The organism is Neobacillus niacini (assembly GCF_036961885.1).
Lineage (GTDB): Bacteria > Bacillota > Bacilli > Bacillales > Cytobacillaceae > Neobacillus > Neobacillus niacini_H.
Genome location: NZ_JBALNQ010000012.1, coordinates 9,552 through 28,125 on the forward strand (window position 1 = coordinate 9,552; position 18,574 = coordinate 28,125).

At 37.8% G+C, this 18,574-nt stretch carries 16 protein-coding genes and 1 other annotated feature; of the genes, 12 read left to right on the forward strand and 4 right to left on the reverse strand.

Annotation, left to right across the window (positions count from 1 at the left end):
* From V7124_RS07315 to V7124_RS07325, 3 genes are all read left to right on the forward strand, one after another.
* Positions 1–929: ATP-grasp domain-containing protein (locus V7124_RS07315; RefSeq protein ID WP_335487562.1), on the forward strand; the 929-nt coding region annotated here is incomplete at its 5' end.
* A 44-nt stretch (positions 930–973) separates the two neighbouring features.
* Positions 974–1,210, forward strand: a complete 237-nt coding sequence (locus tag V7124_RS07320) for an acyl carrier protein (protein WP_335487565.1) — start codon at positions 974–976, stop codon at positions 1,208–1,210.
* A gap of 48 nt (positions 1,211–1,258) precedes the next feature.
* Positions 1,259–1,882 (forward strand): acetyltransferase, encoded by a 624-nt coding sequence (locus V7124_RS07325; RefSeq protein ID WP_335487568.1) that lies wholly within the window; start codon positions 1,259–1,261, stop codon positions 1,880–1,882.
* A 332-nt stretch (positions 1,883–2,214) separates the two neighbouring features.
* On the opposite strand, the gene V7124_RS07330 is transcribed toward V7124_RS07325, so the two are convergent.
* Both V7124_RS07330 and V7124_RS07335 read right to left on the reverse strand, forming a co-directional pair.
* Positions 2,215–2,919, reverse strand: a complete 705-nt coding sequence (locus tag V7124_RS07330) for a DUF421 domain-containing protein (RefSeq protein ID WP_335487571.1) — start codon at positions 2,917–2,919, stop codon at positions 2,215–2,217.
* Between the two features lie 41 nt (positions 2,920–2,960).
* Complete coding sequence (locus V7124_RS07335) at positions 2,961–4,010, reverse strand: lactonase family protein (RefSeq protein WP_335487575.1); 1,050 nt, start codon at positions 4,008–4,010, stop codon at positions 2,961–2,963.
* A 127-nt stretch (positions 4,011–4,137) separates the two neighbouring features.
* Between V7124_RS07335 and V7124_RS07340 the strand changes: the two genes are divergently transcribed.
* Both V7124_RS07340 and V7124_RS07345 read left to right on the forward strand, forming a co-directional pair.
* Positions 4,138–4,851, forward strand: a complete 714-nt coding sequence (locus tag V7124_RS07340) for a DsbA family protein (RefSeq protein ID WP_335487578.1) — start codon at positions 4,138–4,140, stop codon at positions 4,849–4,851.
* Positions 4,844–5,263 carry a disulfide oxidoreductase gene (locus V7124_RS07345; RefSeq protein ID WP_335487581.1) on the forward strand — a complete coding sequence of 140 codons (420 nt, stop codon included), beginning with the start codon at positions 4,844–4,846 and terminating at the stop codon, positions 5,261–5,263. Before V7124_RS07340 ends, V7124_RS07345 begins: the two co-directional genes overlap by 8 nt.
* A 54-nt stretch (positions 5,264–5,317) precedes the next feature.
* Here V7124_RS07345 and V7124_RS07350 read toward each other — a convergent pair whose 3' ends face one another.
* A complete protein-coding gene (locus V7124_RS07350; RefSeq protein ID WP_335487584.1) occupies positions 5,318–5,764 on the reverse strand; it encodes a Dps family protein in 447 nt (148 codons plus the stop codon).
* 352 nt (positions 5,765–6,116) lie between these two features.
* On the opposite strand from V7124_RS07350, the gene V7124_RS07355 reads away from it, so the two are divergent.
* Positions 6,117–6,716, forward strand: coding sequence for a cell wall hydrolase (locus V7124_RS07355; RefSeq protein WP_335487587.1), 600 nt, complete (start codon positions 6,117–6,119; stop codon positions 6,714–6,716).
* A gap of 221 nt (positions 6,717–6,937) precedes the next feature.
* Positions 6,938–8,077, forward strand: a complete 1,140-nt coding sequence (locus V7124_RS07360) for an HAD family hydrolase (protein WP_335487589.1) — start codon at positions 6,938–6,940, stop codon at positions 8,075–8,077.
* A 30-nt stretch (positions 8,078–8,107) separates the two neighbouring features.
* Here the strand turns inward: V7124_RS07360 and serA are convergent, their stop codons facing one another.
* Positions 8,108–9,742 carry a phosphoglycerate dehydrogenase gene (gene serA / locus V7124_RS07365; RefSeq protein WP_335487591.1) on the reverse strand — a complete coding sequence of 545 codons (1,635 nt, stop codon included), beginning with the start codon at positions 9,740–9,742 and terminating at the stop codon, positions 8,108–8,110.
* 258 nt (positions 9,743–10,000) lie between these two features.
* Positions 10,001–10,208: a binding site (T-box leader), on the reverse strand.
* A 285-nt stretch (positions 10,209–10,493) separates the two neighbouring features.
* Between serA and V7124_RS07370 the strand changes: the two genes are divergently transcribed.
* The 5 genes from V7124_RS07370 (at position 10,494) to V7124_RS07390 (ending at position 18,483) form a co-directional block, all read left to right on the forward strand.
* Positions 10,494–11,789: a homoserine dehydrogenase gene (locus tag V7124_RS07370; RefSeq protein WP_335418619.1), complete on the forward strand. Its 1,296-nt coding sequence runs from the start codon at positions 10,494–10,496 to the stop codon at positions 11,787–11,789.
* Entirely contained in the window at positions 11,786–12,847 is a 1,062-nt protein-coding gene (gene thrC, locus V7124_RS07375) for a threonine synthase (RefSeq protein WP_335418617.1), read from the forward strand. The genes V7124_RS07370 and thrC overlap by 4 nt, the downstream gene beginning before the upstream one ends.
* The gene (gene thrB, locus V7124_RS07380) at positions 12,844–13,761 is read left to right on the forward strand and encodes a homoserine kinase (protein WP_335418614.1); all 918 of its coding nucleotides are present in this window, start codon (positions 12,844–12,846) and stop codon (positions 13,759–13,761) included. The genes thrC and thrB overlap by 4 nt, the downstream gene beginning before the upstream one ends.
* Positions 13,762–13,882: 121 nt before the next feature.
* A complete protein-coding gene (locus V7124_RS07385) occupies positions 13,883–17,131 on the forward strand; it encodes a BTAD domain-containing putative transcriptional regulator (protein ID WP_335487594.1) in 3,249 nt (1,082 codons plus the stop codon).
* 170 nt (positions 17,132–17,301) lie between these two features.
* Positions 17,302–18,483, forward strand: a complete 1,182-nt coding sequence (locus tag V7124_RS07390; RefSeq protein WP_335487637.1) for a substrate-binding domain-containing protein — start codon at positions 17,302–17,304, stop codon at positions 18,481–18,483.
* Positions 18,484–18,574 lie beyond the last annotated feature (91 nt).

An 18,574-nucleotide genomic window follows, 5' to 3' on the forward strand; every position in this document is an offset into this window, starting at 1 on the left:
GTGTAAAATTAATTGATTATTTTAAAGAGGAATTAAATAAAATAAATGGAAAAGTGGTCGCTATAGACTGTGATTCAACTGCTCCTGCCTTGTTAAAAGCAGATTTATACGAGATTGTTCCTCGAATAGACCATCCTGAGTATCTTGAACATATTAAAAAAATATGTAAAAAACATGAAATTCATGCTATTTTATCTCTAATCGATCCTGAATTAGCATTATTGGCCAGTGTTAAAGAGGAATTTGAAGAAAAAAATATTCATATAGTTGTATCCGATAAAAAAGTAGTTGATATATGCTATGACAAATACTTAACATATCAATTTTTACAGGAAAATGATTTACCTTCAGTTCCAACTTATAATGACATTGATAAAGTAATAAATGATTTAAATAATGGGGAACTCAAATTTCCTCTTATTGTTAAACCTAAGAATGGAAGTGCTAGCCTTGGAATAAATAAAGTAAATTCAATTAATGAACTAATTCTGTTTAAGGAGGCGGCTGAAGATATTATTGTTCAAGCTTTCGTAGATGGTCAGGAGTATGGCGTTGATTGTTATGTTGATCTTTTAAGTAGGCAAACTACTAATATTTTTATTAAAAGAAAAATAACAATGAGAGCGGGGGAGACTGACAAATCAGTATCATTAAAGGACCTAAGATTAATAAGGCTTATTGAAAAACTAATGGAAGCCCTAAGACCAATTGGCCCAATTGATATAGATTGTTTTAATACTAATGATGAATATTTAATTTCGGAAATTAATCCAAGATTTGGTGGTGGTTATCTACATGCACATGAATTGGGGCAAAATTTTGTGGTAAATATAATAAATAATTTAAAAGGTGAACCAAACATTAAAAATGATGGGGATTATGAAGAAGGAAAGATAATGGTGAAATTTGATAATCCCATAATACTTTAATAGTTTGGTACATTATTAAATAATAATAAAAAAGGATGATTCTTATGGAAATGGAAAATTTCTTAGTTGAATTGGCAGACTTATTGGAGATTGAGAGCTCTGAAATAACAAGTGATTATCAATTAGAAGTAAATGAAAATTGGGATTCCTTAGCTCTAATATCGGTAATTGTTATGGTCGATGAGCATTTTAGGCAAACAGTTTCAAGTGAAGCTCTCCGGAAATGCAAAGTTATTGGAGATCTATTAAATCTTATCCAGCATAAATCTGAGGCTGTTTAAATTAAGTCAATCTTACGATGTTCATTGAAGGGTAAAGGAAGATCAAAGATGAAAAAGGTAATCATTGTTGGGGCAGGAGGACTAGGAAGAATGATTTATAGTTGGTTGCCTGATTTTCTAGATGATAGTTGGGAGCCAATAGGTTTTATCAGTGATAGGTTAGATGTCCTAGATGGTTATGACTATGAAATTCCCATCTTGAGCACTATCCATGAGTACCGTCCAGAGGTCGATCACGTATTAGTAATGGCAATTGCTGATCCCAAGGCAAAGTTGGCTGTAGCTGAAGAACTTAAGGAACGTGGTGCTAGATTTATTAGCCTAATTCATCCAACTGCCATAGTTGGCAAAAATGTTAAAATGGGTAACGGCTGTATAGTATGTCCACGAGTGGTATTGACATGTGATATTGAGTTGGGAGACTTCGTTATGCTGAACTTATGTGTAACAATTGGGCATGATGTAGTTATTGGTAACGGCTGTACTATTAATTCCCATTCTGATGTGACAGGCTGTGCTAATCTTGGGACTGGAGTGTTTTTAGGAAGTCATGCCGTTATTACTCCTAACGTTAAAGTAAGGGATTTTGCAAAGATTGGGGCAGGAAGTGTTGTTGTGAAACAAGTAGCTCAAGATACTACTGTCTTTGGAATACCAGCTAAGAAAATCTAATTACTCATGGAGATATCGCATCTGTACAGAGACCATGATAGGTAGTTGGGAAGGTGGCCATGATTTAACTTTTGATAAAGATGATAAAGGGTGGGTACCAGAAGGGCCTGCTGGCCTTGATAGTTAATCTAACTAATTAGGAATTGCTGGCTTTTATCTAAAGCAACTTTGGCTACATACTAGAATATTGGAGTATTGGTAGCAAAAGCTAGCACCACTAATTCTAATAACCCTTATACAGATCAATTTGTATAAGGGTTATTCATATTTAAAATTGATTTGAGAGGGGATGAGACAACATAACGGCTTATTTTCCATTATCGTGGTCTATTTTATCTATAAAGAAAAACCTTTAAATTGTCTTTTTGATCAATGGTTGCAAGCAGCACATTTTTAGTATTGGTATGATATAGATTTTCTAGCTTGTCAACAACCCAGACCTCATCTTTGTTCAGTTGTTTTAGTACATTAGAATAAATGGTACCTTCCTTAATAATCGTTTTGGGAAGGTCAAATGGTTCAGGTTTCATTTTATATGTTGCAGGTGTAATAGGGTTATATTTTGGATCCAGAAAAACGGATACTTTCCCATCAGCTTCCCACAATGCTAGTGCAACTTTTTTAATATCCTCGACTTTTTCTTCCCTTAATTCTTCTAACAAAAGATCTATTGATATTCTCGCTTTATATAATCCTTTATAGATAATCTCTCCATCCTTAACAAGTGTGATGGGAGCAGGATTAATGAGGTTTCTTATCCGTGGGAATTTTAAAATAGTATATACACTGCCTATATACAATACCACCAAAACCAATGTAGTCGTAAGAGAACCTTTTAGTCCAAGACGTTCATCGGATAATGGGTGAGCTAGGATGTTCCCGATGATTAGAGTAATTGCGAAATCAATCAATCTTAGCTGAGCAATGGAACGCTGACCCATCAACTTGGCTACAAGAATCAAAAAGAAATAGGCTACGACTGCTCGAAGTATCCACTCCAATGTTGTTAATGTTTCCTGACTATGGAAGAAATCCATCAAGACACATCCTTTACCAAATTAGACCCTAATCAAGATGTTTATAAAAACTTAACACAAACAGGGTGTGGGACGGTAATATCGGATTGTAAAAGAGTTAGTTTCCCTGTGACTTCATCGCGTGCAAATAACACTAAGTTACTGGATTCTTGGTTTGAAGCTACAATATATTTACCACTCGGATCAATGGCAAAATCTCTTGGCCAATCCCCTTCAGTAGAGGTATATTCCAAGAAACTTAATTCTCCTGTTTCTTCGACACGAAAGACTGCAATGCTATTGTGACCGCGATTTCCTGCATAAACAAAGCGTCCGTCCGCTGAAATATGAATGGCACTTCCCTGATTATTCTCACTAAAATCTGCCGGGAGAGTAGAAATGTATTGTTCTTCTGTAAAATGACCATTATTCGGGTGATAGCGCAGAACAATTACCTCTGAACTAAATTCAGTCATTAAATAGGCAAGCATTCCATTAGGATGGAAAGTAAGATGCCGCGGACCGCTGCCAGCTTTTAATAGAAGAGAATTTCCTTTTGTCAGGGTACCATTTTCACTAACTTTATAGGTAACCAAGGCATCAATTCCTAAATCAACCACGGCAAGATACTTTTCATCAGGTGTTAATCCGGCATAATGGATATGTGGTTTTTCCTGTCTAGGATCAGGGCCAGAACCTTCATGTTTAATAATGGATGCAGCTGGCAGGACTGAGCCATCTTCATGATGAATTAAATAAGATTCTACTGTTCCTTTATGGTAATTGGCGCTGAATAAATATTGCTTCTGACTATCAATACTTACATGACAGGGAGGAGAACCCTCTGATAATTGACTATTTATAGGAGTAAGTTCCCCGTTTGCAGAAATCGTATACGAAGCTAGCCCACCGGATTGACCATCCTTAGCTACCGAATATAAATGTTTTTTATCATGAGATAAAGTTAAATAGGTTGGATTCTCAAGGGTGGCAACAGCGGTAATATCTGTAATTTTTCCTTCAGCATTATTTAAAGTGAACCGATAAATTCCTTTACTATCTCCTTTTGTATATGTACCGATATAACCAAGTTGTGTAGTAGTTGTTGTCATCTAAAAAACTCCTTACATTTTTTAATTCCTTTTATTTTAACCTGAGTTGGGGTCTTCAGTCTAATTACTGGAATTTTTGTTTAGTCCACTTTATAGTTAGAACTATATTATAATAAGGAGTTTGATCATGGCCAAACGAAAAAAAAGTACTAAAAAAGGATCGACGAAACCTGCATCATCATCATCAAAATTTGTTTTTTGGATCATTGGATTGATAGCAATTAGTATTGTTGGATTTATCTTTCTCGGCAATAATAATGAGAAATCAGATGATAGTGCTAAAGAAGAGATTGATTATGCCAACCAGCCTTTTTTAGGTGAAGAAGCTGCACCAGTTTCAATCATAGAATTCGGGGATTATAAGTGTCCGAATTGTAAAAACTTTGCTGATAATGTGGTCCCGCTAGTTGTAAAGGAATTCGTTGATACTGGAAAGGCTAAATTCTATTATTTCCATTATCCATTTATTAATGTGGATTCTAAACGTACTGCAAAATTTTCAGAAGCGGTTTTTCATGAGTTAGGAAACGATAAATTTTGGGAGTTTCATGATCTTATATATAAAATACAGCCTGAAGATACACGCTATGAAAAAGTTGATCTATTTACCGAGGATTTCCTGACCGAGACACTACAAGAAATAGCTAGTGAGGAAGAGGTTAAAAAGGTAACAGCCTATTTTGATACGAAAGAGCCAGAGGAAGCATGGGAAAAAGATGAAGCCCTCGGCAAAAAATTAGGAGTGCAGGGAACCCCAACCATCTTTGTTAATGGTAAGCGATTTGATGGACAAACGATGGATGATTTAAATAAATTGGTAGAGGAAGCTGCAAATGAATAAGCCTTTACTGCTTGCATGGGTGGCAGCACTTATTGCCACCATTGGAAGTTTGTATTTTAGTGAAGTTCTTCATTATATTCCTTGTACACTATGCTGGTACCAACGAATCTTTATGTATCCATTAGCCATTATTTTGGGCGTTGCTTTTTACCGTAATGATAGCGGAATTGTAAAATACACACTGCCACTTTCTATCATTGGGATGCTGATTTCTGGATACCATACAGCCCTTCAAAAGATCCCTTATTTACAGCAGTTTGAAATGTGTAAAAGCGGTGTACCGTGCTCTAAGGATTATATTAATTGGTTGGGCTTTATTACGATACCAATTCTGGCATTTATCGCCTTCACCATTATCACTATCTGCCTTGTAATCATTGCGCGTAACCAAAAGAATGAAGAGATGAAGTAAACCTTCATAATTCTAAAAAAAGACTCAGCAGCTGCTGAGTCTTTTTCTATGCCATTAGATGGACTTACCAAGAAATGCAGTTAACATCCATACATGTTTTTCTAAGCCCGAATGGATGGCAAGTAACATATCGCCTGTTGTTTCATCATCCATTTCTCCAGCATGGCTCATGCCTTCTTTTAATTCACCAATGATAATAGAGAAATCATTAATTATAGTTTGAACCATTTCATCAGCATTTTCGTTCCCATTTGCTTCTTGAATAGATGACATTTCAAGAGATTCTTTCATAGTCGCTACTGGTTTTCCGCCGATTGCTAATAATCTTTCGGCTAACTCATCTACATGCAGACCGGCTTCATTGTAGAATTCCTCAAATTTTGCATGTAAAGTAAAAAATTGGCCACCCTTCACATACCAGTGAAAGTTATGTAACTTGATATACAATACAGACCAGTTGGCAATTTGTTTGTTAAGTACGCTGACTAACTGATTTTCCATTTATGAACCCTCCATCATTATGTCTTCTATTATATTATTACCAAAGATTTAGATAGAATTCTTATCCGATTCGAGGAGTTTTTTGTCTATTTAGTGAAGATTGTCATGTTCCCAAGAGGATTTCATGAAACAGGCCTGAAATAAATCGTAATATTTACACCTGAATTATCCAATAGTGGTAAAAATTGGAGATGTTAGAGGCTTGGGTTGAAATTCCAAATGGTAGATAAATACTTTCATAGTAGGACCCATTTAAACATATTTAACAATGGATTTTTTTGGTTAATGAATAACTATATTACAACTGATAGCCTTAGTAGTAGAGAAACGAACTACGAGGAGGAACAAAAACATGAAAAAACTAAAGAAACTTATAATTGCAACGGGATTAATCCTATCAATGTCAGCATTTACGGGAGTGACTAAGTCAGAAGCTGCTACCAACCATAAAGTACAATCTGGAGAAACATATTGGAAAATTGCATCAAAGTATGGAGTACCAATAAATAGTTTAATGAAAGCAAATGGTGCGTCTAGTTCACTACTTTATGCAGGTTCGAATCTAGTAATCCCAAATGCTACTATTTCTGCAGCTGATAAAGACTTAATGGCACGCCTTGTTCGTGCAGAGGCAGTGGGGGAACCTTATGCAGGGAAGGTTGCAGTTGCAACAGTAATCTTAAACAGAGTTGCAAGCCCAGATTTTCCAAACTCTGTAAGAGAAGTTGTTTATCAAATTTCTAACGGACATTATGCATTCACCCCTGTACAAAACGGACAAATTAATCAACCAGCTGATGCAGCGTCAAAACAGGCTGTAAATGAAGCACTTGCTTTTCAAGGACAAGGAAATGGCTCATTATTCTTTTACAACCCAAACACAGCTGTAAGTAAGTGGATCTTCTCGCGTGAAACAACAGTTACAATTGGAAACCACCGTTTTGCAAAATAAACAGTTTGAAGAGCTAGCCATTATTATGGCTGGCTTTTTTCATATCTATTCAAAAGAAAAAATCGATGATGACCAAAACTTATTGAAAAAATCATGAAAATGGTCATCATATCGGCGATGATGACCAAATTATCATGATTTCTGGTCTTTTTCTTTAAATTTAGCTCATTACTGTGGTACGATAACGAAATAAAGTGGAGTGGGAAATGAGGGTGGTTAGAATGATTAAAACAGTATTATTTGATGTTGATGGAGTGTTGTTAAGTGAGGAACATTATTTTGATGCATCGGCCTTAACTGTTTGGGAACTGGTCATCAGCGATAATTATTTAGGATTGGCACCTGGAAAATTTAAAACAGACTATAGTGCGGCAGAGATTAAAGAGATTCGCGAAACTGTGTTTGGAGAAGATGATGAGATCCTTAAACTTATGAAGTCGCGGGGACTTAATGCCAATTGGGATATGATCTATTTATCATTTAGTCACCAACTTATTCATCTCCTATCACAGATAAAAGATAGCGAAAATGAGAGAATCAACAATTGGCTGAAAGAACCCATAACCAGAGAAGTGCTAACTGAAATAGGCAGCGTTTTAGCTAACTATTCCGTTAAAACAGATTTTCACTTATTTGTAAATGATTTTGAAAATTCAACAGAAACGAAGCAAGAATTGTTTAATTACCTTAACCAATCAGCAGAAGAAAAGCTTGGGGTTAAAACAACGATCTTTAGTGGAATTGGACCACTTTGGTCTGTATGTGAGCATACTAGTCAGGAATGGTATGTAGGGGATGAGAATGTACAACTCTCCACAGGCAGACCTTCTGTGCAGCTAGGAAAGAAGGGCTTTTTAGCCAATGAGACGACACTAGCTACCCGAGCTGATATAGCAGATTTATTTACATTTTTAAAAGAATTGGGTATTAAAATAGGAATTGGAACGGGGAGACCTGAGTTAGAAACCATTCAGCCATTTCATCACCTAGACTGGTTAAAACATTTTGACATCAATCATATTGTTACCGCAGATGATGTACTTATAGCAGAAAAACAGCTTGGTGAAAAACGGTCATTATCCAAACCAGATCCTTTTACGTACATTTTGGGACTAAAAGGTAGAGAAACTTCGGTAGAGACCTGTTTACGTACGCCATTGCCGATCGAAAATGGCGAAGAGGTGTTAGTGGTGGGGGATTCATTGGCCGACATACTCGCTGCTAAACAAATCGGGTGCAAATTTGCGGCAGTGTTAACCGGATTATCTGGAAAAGATGCGAGAATTGATTTTGAAAAACATGAGGCCGACTATATTCTAGATACGGTTCTTGATGTAAGGGGAATAATAGAGAAAAACTAAAAGGGATTGCAGCGCAATCCCTCTTAATAATTATTTCACTTTCTCTAGCTCATGTTTTCCCGGATAAAAGGAATCAACATTTGATAACTCTAAAGACTGAGCTTCGTTTAGACCGTTAATGAGTGTGAGGGCACGAATAACCTCTGCAGTAAGTTGCTTGTCAAGGGTTAACACCATGATGGCTTCTCCACCAACTGTAGTTCTACCCACCTGCATCGTTCCGATATTGATCTGATAATCACCAAGAAGTGATCCTACCTTTCCTATCATACCAGGTACGTCTTGATGTTTAACAAGTAAGAGATGGCTTTCAGGTCTAATATCAATACGGTACTCATTGATTTTAACGATTCTAGCACCATATCCATTTAATACGGTGGCACCAATTTTAGCTGTTTCCAAGCCCTTTGTAATCGAAAGCTCCATGTAATTGGCAAACCCTTTATTCGTAGCATTTTTTTGGACATTATAGGAAACGCCTTGCTCCTTCAAAAGATGAAGCGCATTAATCAGATTAACAGAATCACTTAAATGATGGGATAGAATTCCTTTAATCATCGTTCTCGTTAATAATTCAGTATCTTCTTCAATTAAATCACCATAATAATTGATTTCAATTTTAGAAGGCGCATGTTTTAATAATTGAACAACCAGCTGCCCCATTTGTTCGCCAAGCAGTAGGTATGGCTGCATTTTTTGTTGTGTCTCACCGGACATTTGCGGCATATTTACGGCATTGCGGATGGACTGTGTTTCTAGGATTTCAATTATTTCTTCACTAACCTCTTGGGCAACCTTTTCCTGTGCCTCTACGGTTGAAGCTCCTAAATGCGGAGTAACGATAATATTTGGGTTATCAAGCAATGCAGGATCTGCTACCGGTTCCTTTTCAAAAACATCTAGTGCTGCACCAGCAACGTGACCGGCTTGAATAGCCCTTACCAAAGCTTTCTCATCAATAATTCCGCCACGTGCGACATTGATAAAACGTACTCCCTTTTTTGTCTTGCTTAAGTAGTCGTCATTAACCAAACCTTTTGTATCGTTTGTCAGTGGTGTATGAATAGTAATGAAATCGGACTCACGTGCGATTAAATCGAGACTAGCCTTTTTCATTCCGAGTTTTTCGGCTCTCTCTTCGGTTAAGTAAGGGTCGTAACCCAAGATGTTCATTCCGAAGCTTTTAGCTCGCTTAGCTACTTCGGTTCCAATTTTACCCATGCCAATGACACCGAGAGTTTTTTTGTATAACTCTACTCCCTTGAAGGAATTACGATCCCATTCTCCGCCAACTGTTTTTTTGTGAGCTTGAGGAATCATTCTTGCCATAGAGAGCATCATCGCTAATGTATGTTCAGTAGCCGCGATGGTGTTAGCACCAGGAGCATTGATGACGATAATCCCTTTCCCCGTAGCAGCATTGACATCAATATTATCAACACCGACACCTGCTCTTGCAATGACCTTAAGTCGATCCGCATATTGAAGTAGTTCAGCTGTAACTTTTGTTTGACTGCGTACAATCAAGGCCTCGTAATCTCCAATAATATTCTTTAGCTCCTCGGGCTTGAGTGTTGGCTGGCGTTCAACTATAAAATTTGGGTGATCAAACAAACTTTTTAAACCGGTATCACTAATACCATCTGTTACTAGTACCTTAAACATAAAATCTCATCCTTTCATCCTTTAATAAAATGGCTATGTTAAACTTGGCTGTTGATTTACGCTACAGGCGCTACGCTTTCCGCGGGGTCGCCCATGAGCCTCCTTACAGCTTCGCACCTGCGGGGGCTCACTCAGCTCTCTCATCCCGCAGGAGTCGAGCGCCTTTCGCTCCAATCAACAAGTTCTAAAATCAACAGTTCTATTAACACAGCCTTAAAAAATTAAAAAATCCCCCATAACAGACAGAATTGTCTTGTTATGAGGGACGTGATCTACGTGGTGCCACCCTCTTTTGTTGCTAAAAAGCTGCAACCTCAACATGGTAACGGGTTATCCCGGGCATTCCTACAAAATTTCAGTCCGCCTGTTCAGAAGGGCTGGGTAAAAGTAAGAATTTGCACTGGTTCACAGCAACCACCAGCTCTCTGAGGCATTTTCTTACAACCGTCTTCATCATTACATTTATATATTTTCATTTTAATAGTATAATAAGATTCAAGTTTCAGTCTGAATATAGTGAATATTCTACATGCAAACCTTTAGTGTTGTAAAGAGTTAAAATAGATTATTTTTTGATAATTCAAATTTAAAAATTTTTTAGAAAAAAACTTGTCAATAATGGCGCGGTAGTAAGCGATTACATTGAATTTTTAGAAAATTAGTCTATTGTAATTGTATTGAGAGAATAATATAATGTCTACTATATAAATACAATTGTACGCGTGTGGTAGACAGTGGCGGAGGGATAAGAATGAAAGCAATCCAAATTGGCTTACTTGGGTTAGGAACGGTTGGTTCAGGTGTTGTAAAAATTATTAAAAACCACCAAGATAAATTAATGCATCAGGTGGGTTGTCCCGTTGTTATCAAAAAAATCCTGGTCCAAGATTTACATAAAACTAGACCAGTTGATATTGATCCCCGTTTGTTAACATGCTCGCCATCTGATATCCTGCATGATCCAGAAATCGATGTTGTGATTGAAGTAATGGGCGGGGTAAAGGAAACAAAGGAATATTTGCTTAACGCCCTACGCGAAGGTAAGCATGTTGTGACAGCAAATAAGGATTTAATGGCTCTACATGGATCAGAATTATTAACTCTTGCTTCAGAGAACGGCTGTGATTTGTTTTACGAAGCAAGTGTAGCAGGCGGTATTCCAATCTTAAGAGGTCTAGTTGATGGTCTTGCTTCTGATCGGATTACGCAAATGATGGGGATTGTTAATGGTACTACTAATTATATACTAACGAAAATGAGCCAAAATGGCTCAAGCTATGAAGATGCCCTGAAAGAGGCACAAGAACTAGGGTTTGCTGAAACAGACCCTACATCAGATGTAGAAGGTTTAGATGCTGCCCGGAAAATGACCATTTTGGCAACTTTAGGTTTTTCTATGCATATCGAGCTTGATGATATAAAAGTATCTGGGATTTCTTCTATTACTGAAGATGATATACGTTATGGAAAACAGTTAGGGTATACAATGAAGTTATTAGGATATGCTCATCGAGAAGGGGAAAAAGTAGAAGTAAGTGTCCAGCCTACCTTCTTATCCGACAACCATCCATTGGCTTCCGTTCAAAATGAATATAATGCGGTTTATGTCTATGGCGAAGCTGTTGGTGAAACAATGTTTTACGGACCAGGTGCTGGAAGCATGCCAACTGCAACAGCTGTTGTATCAGACTTAATGGGCGTAATAAAAAATTTGCGGCTTGGTGTGAATGGACGTAGTGCCGTAACACCACAATATCCTAAGCGTTTAAAGGATGATAATGAAAAGTACTCTAAATACTTTTTACGTATCCATGTACAGGATGAGGTTGGCGTATTTGCAGAACTTACCTCCATTTTTGCCAAATTTGGTGTCAGTTTCGAAAAAATATTACAGCTGCCAGTGAAGAAAAATGAAACCTCTGAAATTGTCTTAGTTACACATCGTGCATCGTTGACAAATTATGATGCAATCCTTTTCGAGTTAAATGATTTACCAGCAGTGAAAGAAATAAAAAGTGCATATAGAGTGGTGAGGAAATCATTATGAGATGGCCAGGATTAATTGAAGCATATAAAGAATTTTTACCAGTAAATAACGAAACACCTAAGTTAACCTTAAACGAAGGAAATACCCCGCTAGTAAAGCTAGAAAGGCTCTCTAAGGAATGGGATATTGAGCTTTTCGTGAAACTTGAAGGCGCAAATCCGACTGGTTCCTTTAAAGACCGCGGAATGGTTATGGCTGTTGCTAAGGCAATAGAATCGGGAAGTAAAACGATTATCTGTGCCTCAACTGGAAATACATCAGCAGCGGCAGCCGCATATGCAGCACGAGCAGGATTACGTTGCATTATTGTTATTCCAGAAGGAAAAATTGCAATGGGTAAGATGGCCCAGGCAATGATGTATGGAGCTGAAATTATCTCTATTGAAGGGAATTTTGATCAAGCGCTCCAGATGGTCCGCAATATTAGCGAAGAAGAACCCATTACCCTTGTTAATTCTGTTAATCCATTTCGTTTGGAAGGTCAGAAGACAGCTGCCTTTGAGGTGTGTGATCAGCTAGGGTTTGCTCCAGATATCTTAGCAATACCTGTTGGAAATGCAGGAAATATTAGTGCTTATTGGAAGGGATTTAAAGAATATTCCCAGCATAAAGGTACAGGATTACCACGAATGTATGGTTTTGAAGCAGCAGGGGCTGCAGCACTTGTTCATAACCGTGTATTTGAAAATCCTGAAACCATTGCAACTGCGATACGAATTGGAAATCCAGCAAGCTGGAATTTAGCTGTTTCGGCTGTGGAAGAATCAAACGGTCTTTTTGATGAAGTCAGTGATGAAGAAATCGTAGCAGCATACAAGAAAATTGCTTCATCTGAAGGTATATTTGCTGAACCTGCGTCTTGTGCTTCAATTGCTGGTATTTATAAGTCTTTACAAAAAGGCAGAATTGAAAAAGGCACGAAAATCGTGGCAGTCCTTACTGGAAACGGCTTAAAGGACCCAGATACTGCGATTCAAAGCAGTGAGGTAAATATAAAGCACCTTCCAAATGATGAACAAGCTGTAACGGACCATATTAGGGGAGTTGTCCATCAATGACCCTTAATGATGGAAAGTTTGTAATCAAAATACCTGCAAGTTCAGCAAATCTAGGCCCTGGTTTTGATTCTATGGGTGTTGCACTAGATTTATATTTGGAATTAGAGGTAGAGAAGAGTGATGAGTGGAAATGTCTCTCTTCTTCCGCAGATTTAAAAGATTTTCCTCAAGATGAAAATCACTTTATCTGCCAAATTGCCATTCAAACTGCCGCGAAATACGGCAAAGTATTGACACCTTGTAACATCAGTGTCGCTAGTGATATTCCCTTAGCACGAGGACTGGGTTCTAGCGCTTCTGCAATTATTGCAGGAATTGAACTGGCTGATTCTATTGGTGAATTAGGATTAACAAAAGAAGAAAAGTTATTACTAGCCACTGAGATAGAGGGTCATCCTGATAATGTTGGGGCGTCTTTATATGGCGGGTTAGTCATTGGAAGTTATCAACAGGGTGAGGTTAATATCCTTTCACTGGCAGCTAATACCTTTGAAATGGTTGCTGTCATTCCACAAGAAGGTTTACTAACGAAGGATGCAAGAAGTGTACTGCCAACGGATTTTTCCTATTCGGAAGCCATTCAAGCCTCTTCAACAGCAAACCTATTAGTTGCAGCACTTCTTAGTCAAGAATGGGAAATGGCAGGGAAAATGATGGAACGTGACCTTTTCCATCAGCCCTATCGGAAACAGCTAATCCCGTTTTACAATGATATAGAAAGTTATGCAAAAGACAAAGGTGCTTTTGGCGTTGCGCTTAGTGGCGCGGGACCGACTGTTTTATGTTTTTGTGAAATAGGTAAAGGTGAAGCTCTTGTGCATGAACTAGAGATCGCCTTTCCTGATATGACTTGTAAATTATTAAACATTGATTATACGGGCAGTAGTGTCTGCCGGTTAAATAAATGCATATAGAAATAGGGCCGGGGGATTCCTGGCCCTATTTTCTATGCTATCCTTCTTTCTTTATCGCCACATTGGACAGTAATATGATAAAATAGTGTAAAAATTGGAAAAATAGAAAGGAGGATAATAAATGAAGCTGCCCATTATTCAAACCAAACTGCGTATTCCGGCTGTCAAAGATGAATTTATTCGACGAGCTAAACTTACCATGAAAATGAAGAAAATTCCTGAGTATCCTTTGACCATCATTCATTCCGGAGCAGGATTTGGAAAAAGTACGGCACTGGCTTTATTTATGAGGGATGAAAAAATCCCGGGCTGCTGGTACTCCATCTCGTCCATGGATGACGACATCCTTCCATTCCTTTCCTATATTATTCATTCAATACGTGGCTTTGTCCCTGACTTTGGACAAGAAATAGCTAAGTATATCGAAACAATGGACCAGTACATACGAGAAGAAGATATAAGCTATTTATGTTCTTTATTTATTAATGAGGTCCTGGAAGTAAACGCTGATATTACATTAATTTTGGATGATTATCATCAAATAGAACATTCGTATACCATCAATAGCTGGATTGAAAAATTACTTGAGCATATTCCCGCCAACTTACATTTAGTTATCTCAAGCCGAAGTCGCCCAGGCTGGAAGCGCCTGACAAAAATGAAGGTTAATGGGCAGTTATTAGAAATCACACGAGAAGATTTAGTATTAACAATTGATGAAATGGAACTGCTTTTATTGGATCTATATGGGTTAGAAGTTGAGGCTCATCATTTACAGACGATTTATCACCTAACAGAAGGCTGGATTATTGCACTATGTATGATTGCCCAGCAGATCCCCCTTACTGGTGATATCACAGCACTCGTTGAACATTCATCGTATTCGCTGCAAGACTTGTTTGATTACTTAGTGATGGAAGTATTTTCAAAACAGCCTCCTATGATACAACAGTTTTTAGAACAAACCTCAATCTTAGAGGTCATTGAGGAAGAACTATGTGATGAAGTAATCGGAATATATGGAGCTTCTAGCATGCTTGAACAATTGAAGGAACGAAATTTGTTCATTCAAAAGATTGGGTTAAAGCATTATCGCTATCATGCTCTTTTTAAAGAGTTTTTAGAAAACGCCTTCCTAAGGAATAACCCGAACAACTATTCAGCACTTCATGAGAAATGTGCTCGTTTCTATGAAAAAAGATTGATGTGGGAAGAGGCACTCTATCATTATAAAAAAATTAATCATTTTAAAGCGATAGCTTCTATTTTACAAGACAATGGGATTAAAATGTTGGAAGGCGGAAAGCTTAAAAGCCTATCAGATCATTTGATGTTGATTCCTGTGTTAGAGTTAGAAACATATTACCATCTTTGGTTTTTAAAAGCAGAGGTCCATCGATACCGTTCCCAATATCAGGAAGCTGAAGAGTGTTATGACAAGAATTTTATCGAGGCAAAAAAGAGAAATGATTTTCTTGGCATGAGTAAAGCATTAGAAGGAAAAGCGAAAATTTATTTAGATACAATCCAACCTCATCATGCGGAGAAATTATTATATGAAGCAATTGAAGCGAGAGAGAAAAGTAGTAGTTCAGAGCAAGAAAAAGCTAAACTGTATTACTTGCTCGCAGAGAATCTATTGAATTCAGGGAAGTCATCAAATGCTGAGAAGTGGCTGCAAAAGGCAAAGGAAGCCAGTCCTGAATTGGTGGATGGAAATATTGAGGCAAGATTGTTTTTGAGAACTGGGCGGTTTAATGAAGCAAAAAAGTTTCTAGTCAATCAAATAGAAGAGCTGTCTAGTAAAAATAACTTCGCCCTGCCGAAGTCACACAGAGAAACAGATTTATTATTATCGTTAATTGAAGCCTTTATCGGTGAAGGGCTAAAAGCAAAAGATTTAGCACAAGCAGGCATCCAGCAGGGAATTAGTCTAAAAGCGCCGTTTGTGGAGGCATGTGGCTGGATTCGGATGGGACATGCGGTACAAATACTGAACAAATATGATTCAGAATTAGCCGAACAGTGCTATCATACGGCATTAGATATTATGAATAAGCTTAACGTTGATAGAGGAAAAGCTGAGCCATTGATGGGACTTTGTATCCTATATGGCACACGAGGAGAATACGAGCGGGCGATTGAGGCAGGGAAAAAGGCATTGCAGGAAACTGAAAAAGTACATGATATCTGGCTTTCTGCACTCATTAGTCTATGTATGGGAATTACCTGTATTTATAATGAGAAACTGTCAAAGGGGTCGTTTTACTTAGAAAAAACTGAGGCAATGTTCATTCAATGTGACGATTCCTTTGGACAAATGTTAAGTAGTTTTTGGTTATCCTATTTACATTTTATAGAAAAAAGAAATGAGTCGTTTAAGGAAAACATAGGAAAATTCTTTGATTTGGTCCAGGCACATGGTTATGAGTTCTTTTTTCATAAAGTTTCCGTGTTTAGTCCAAGGGACTTACAAATGGTTGTACCCCTATTAATAGATTGTGTGAAAAATAACATTCAAAGTTCTTATTCTATAAAAATATTACAGGATATGGGAATAGCCGCGTTGGAATCACATCCTGGGTATTCGATTAGAGTCCAAACCTTAGGTCAATTTAAAGTATGGCTTGGAGAAAAAGAAGTTGGGGATAAAGATTGGCAGCGGGAAAAAGGAAAGGAACTGTTTCAGCTCTTTATTACCTTTAACGAATTAATTACAAAAGATGAGATTCTTCAAATACTTTGGCCCAATCAAGATAAAAAAAGTGCCGACCGCGATTTCAAAGTTGCCCTAAATAGTCTTCACCATGTGCTTGAACCATTGCGGAAGGCGAGGGCAGCTCCCTTTTTCATTATTCGTGAAGGGATGTTCTATGGTTTAAATCCCCATGCTGTTGTTGACTTAGATCTAACTCAATTTCAAACATGGATTCAAGCTGGCTTGAGTGAATCCTCACAGGAACTTACGATTACCCTGTTAGAAAAAGGCTTAAGACTATACCAAGGAGAATACTTGCCAGAACGCAGGTATGATGATTGGTGTATTAGTAAACGTGAAAGCATGCTTGTGTATTTTTTAAGAGGGGCGGAAAAAATGGCTCAATTAATGGTCCGTCAAGAAAATTATGATCAAGCTATCTATTGGTGTGAAAAAATCTTGCAGCGCGACCGGACTTGGGAAGAAGCCTATCGTTTATTAATGTATTGTTATTATCGAAAAAATAACCGGCCACAGGCAATGAAATGGTTTAACAAATGCAAGGTGGTTTTAGAAGAAGAATTAGGAGTGTCTCCACTAGGACCAACAAAACAAATGTATACCATGATCATCGAATCAGAAAAGTATATCAATCAAATCGAACAGCCTTAATAGGGCTGTTTTTTTGTGGGTGTTTCCGCTTTTCTTTGTAACTTCCCTGTAACTCTATTCTTCTAGTATTAACTCAAAGCAATGCAAGGTTTGAGTTTAAAAATTGAGGGGGAATAGAAGTGAAAGGATTTCGTGGAAAAGGGTTTTTATTAGGATTTCTTATTTTAGTAATGATTTTTGCAACAGCATGCAGCTCTGACAAAACAGAAGGGGATACAAAGGATAGTGGTGAGAAGGCTGAGGTAAAGGAACCAATTAAAATAGGTGTACTGGCCTCGACTACTGGTGCGCTCGAATCCTATGGTAAACAAACATTAAGAGGATTTGAGCTTGGTCTTGACTATGCAACCGAAGGCACAATGGAAGTTGCCGGCAGAAAAATTGAGTTTGTTGTCGAAGATACTGAAACGAAGCCAGAAGTAGCAGTTCAAAAGGCAACAAAGCTTTTAGAAGAAGATAAAGTAGACTTTTTAGTTGGATCATCAAGTTCTGCTGATACGTTGGCGGTCCTACCACTGGCAGAAGAATACCAAAAGATCATGATCGTGGAACCAGCAGCTGCTGATAGTATTACAGGATCTGAGTTTAATAAGTATATTTTCCGTTCCGCACGGAATTCATCACAGGATGCGGTAGCAGGTGCAGCTGCTATAGCCGGTAAAAATGTAAAGATTGCCACCCTTGCTCCTGATTATTCCTTTGGACGTGACGGAGTAGCAGCATTTAAGGAAGCAGCTGTTAAGCTAGGTGCAGATATTGTTTTAGAAGAGTATGCAGATCCAGCTGCAACGGACTTTACTTCCAACATTCAAAAAATTATTGATGCAAAGCCTGATTATTTATTTGTTGTATGGGCGGGTGCCAACTCTCCTTGGAAACAGATTTCTGATATGAAGGTTCAAGACAAAGGAATCAAAATTTCTACAGGTGCACCTGATATTGCTGCTTTAGCTACAATGGAGCCGCTTGTTGGTATGGAAGGCTTTACCGTTTATTATCACGATCTTCCTAAAAATAAAATAAATGATTGGTTAGTAACAGAACATAAGAAGCGGTTTAACGGCGATGTACCGGATCTATTCACGCCAGGTGGTATGGGCGCAGCAATTTCAATTGTAGAAGCATTGAAGAAAACAGAAGGCGATGCCGATGCGGATAAATTAATTAAAACAATGGAAGGCATGAGCTTCGAAACACCAAAAGGAAAGATGACCTATCGACCTGAAGATCATCAGGCACTTCAAGCACTATACGCCATTAAGCTAGAAAAGAAAGCGGGCGTAGCTTACCCAGTACCAGTTCTAATTAGAGAATTAAAACCAGAAGAAACAGCACCTCCAATACGTAATTAAAAAGGTGTTATTTAAAAAAGGGTTGTGGTAATGGATACAGTTGATTTTAGAACTCGTTGATTGGAGCGAAAGGCGCTCGACTCCTGCGGGA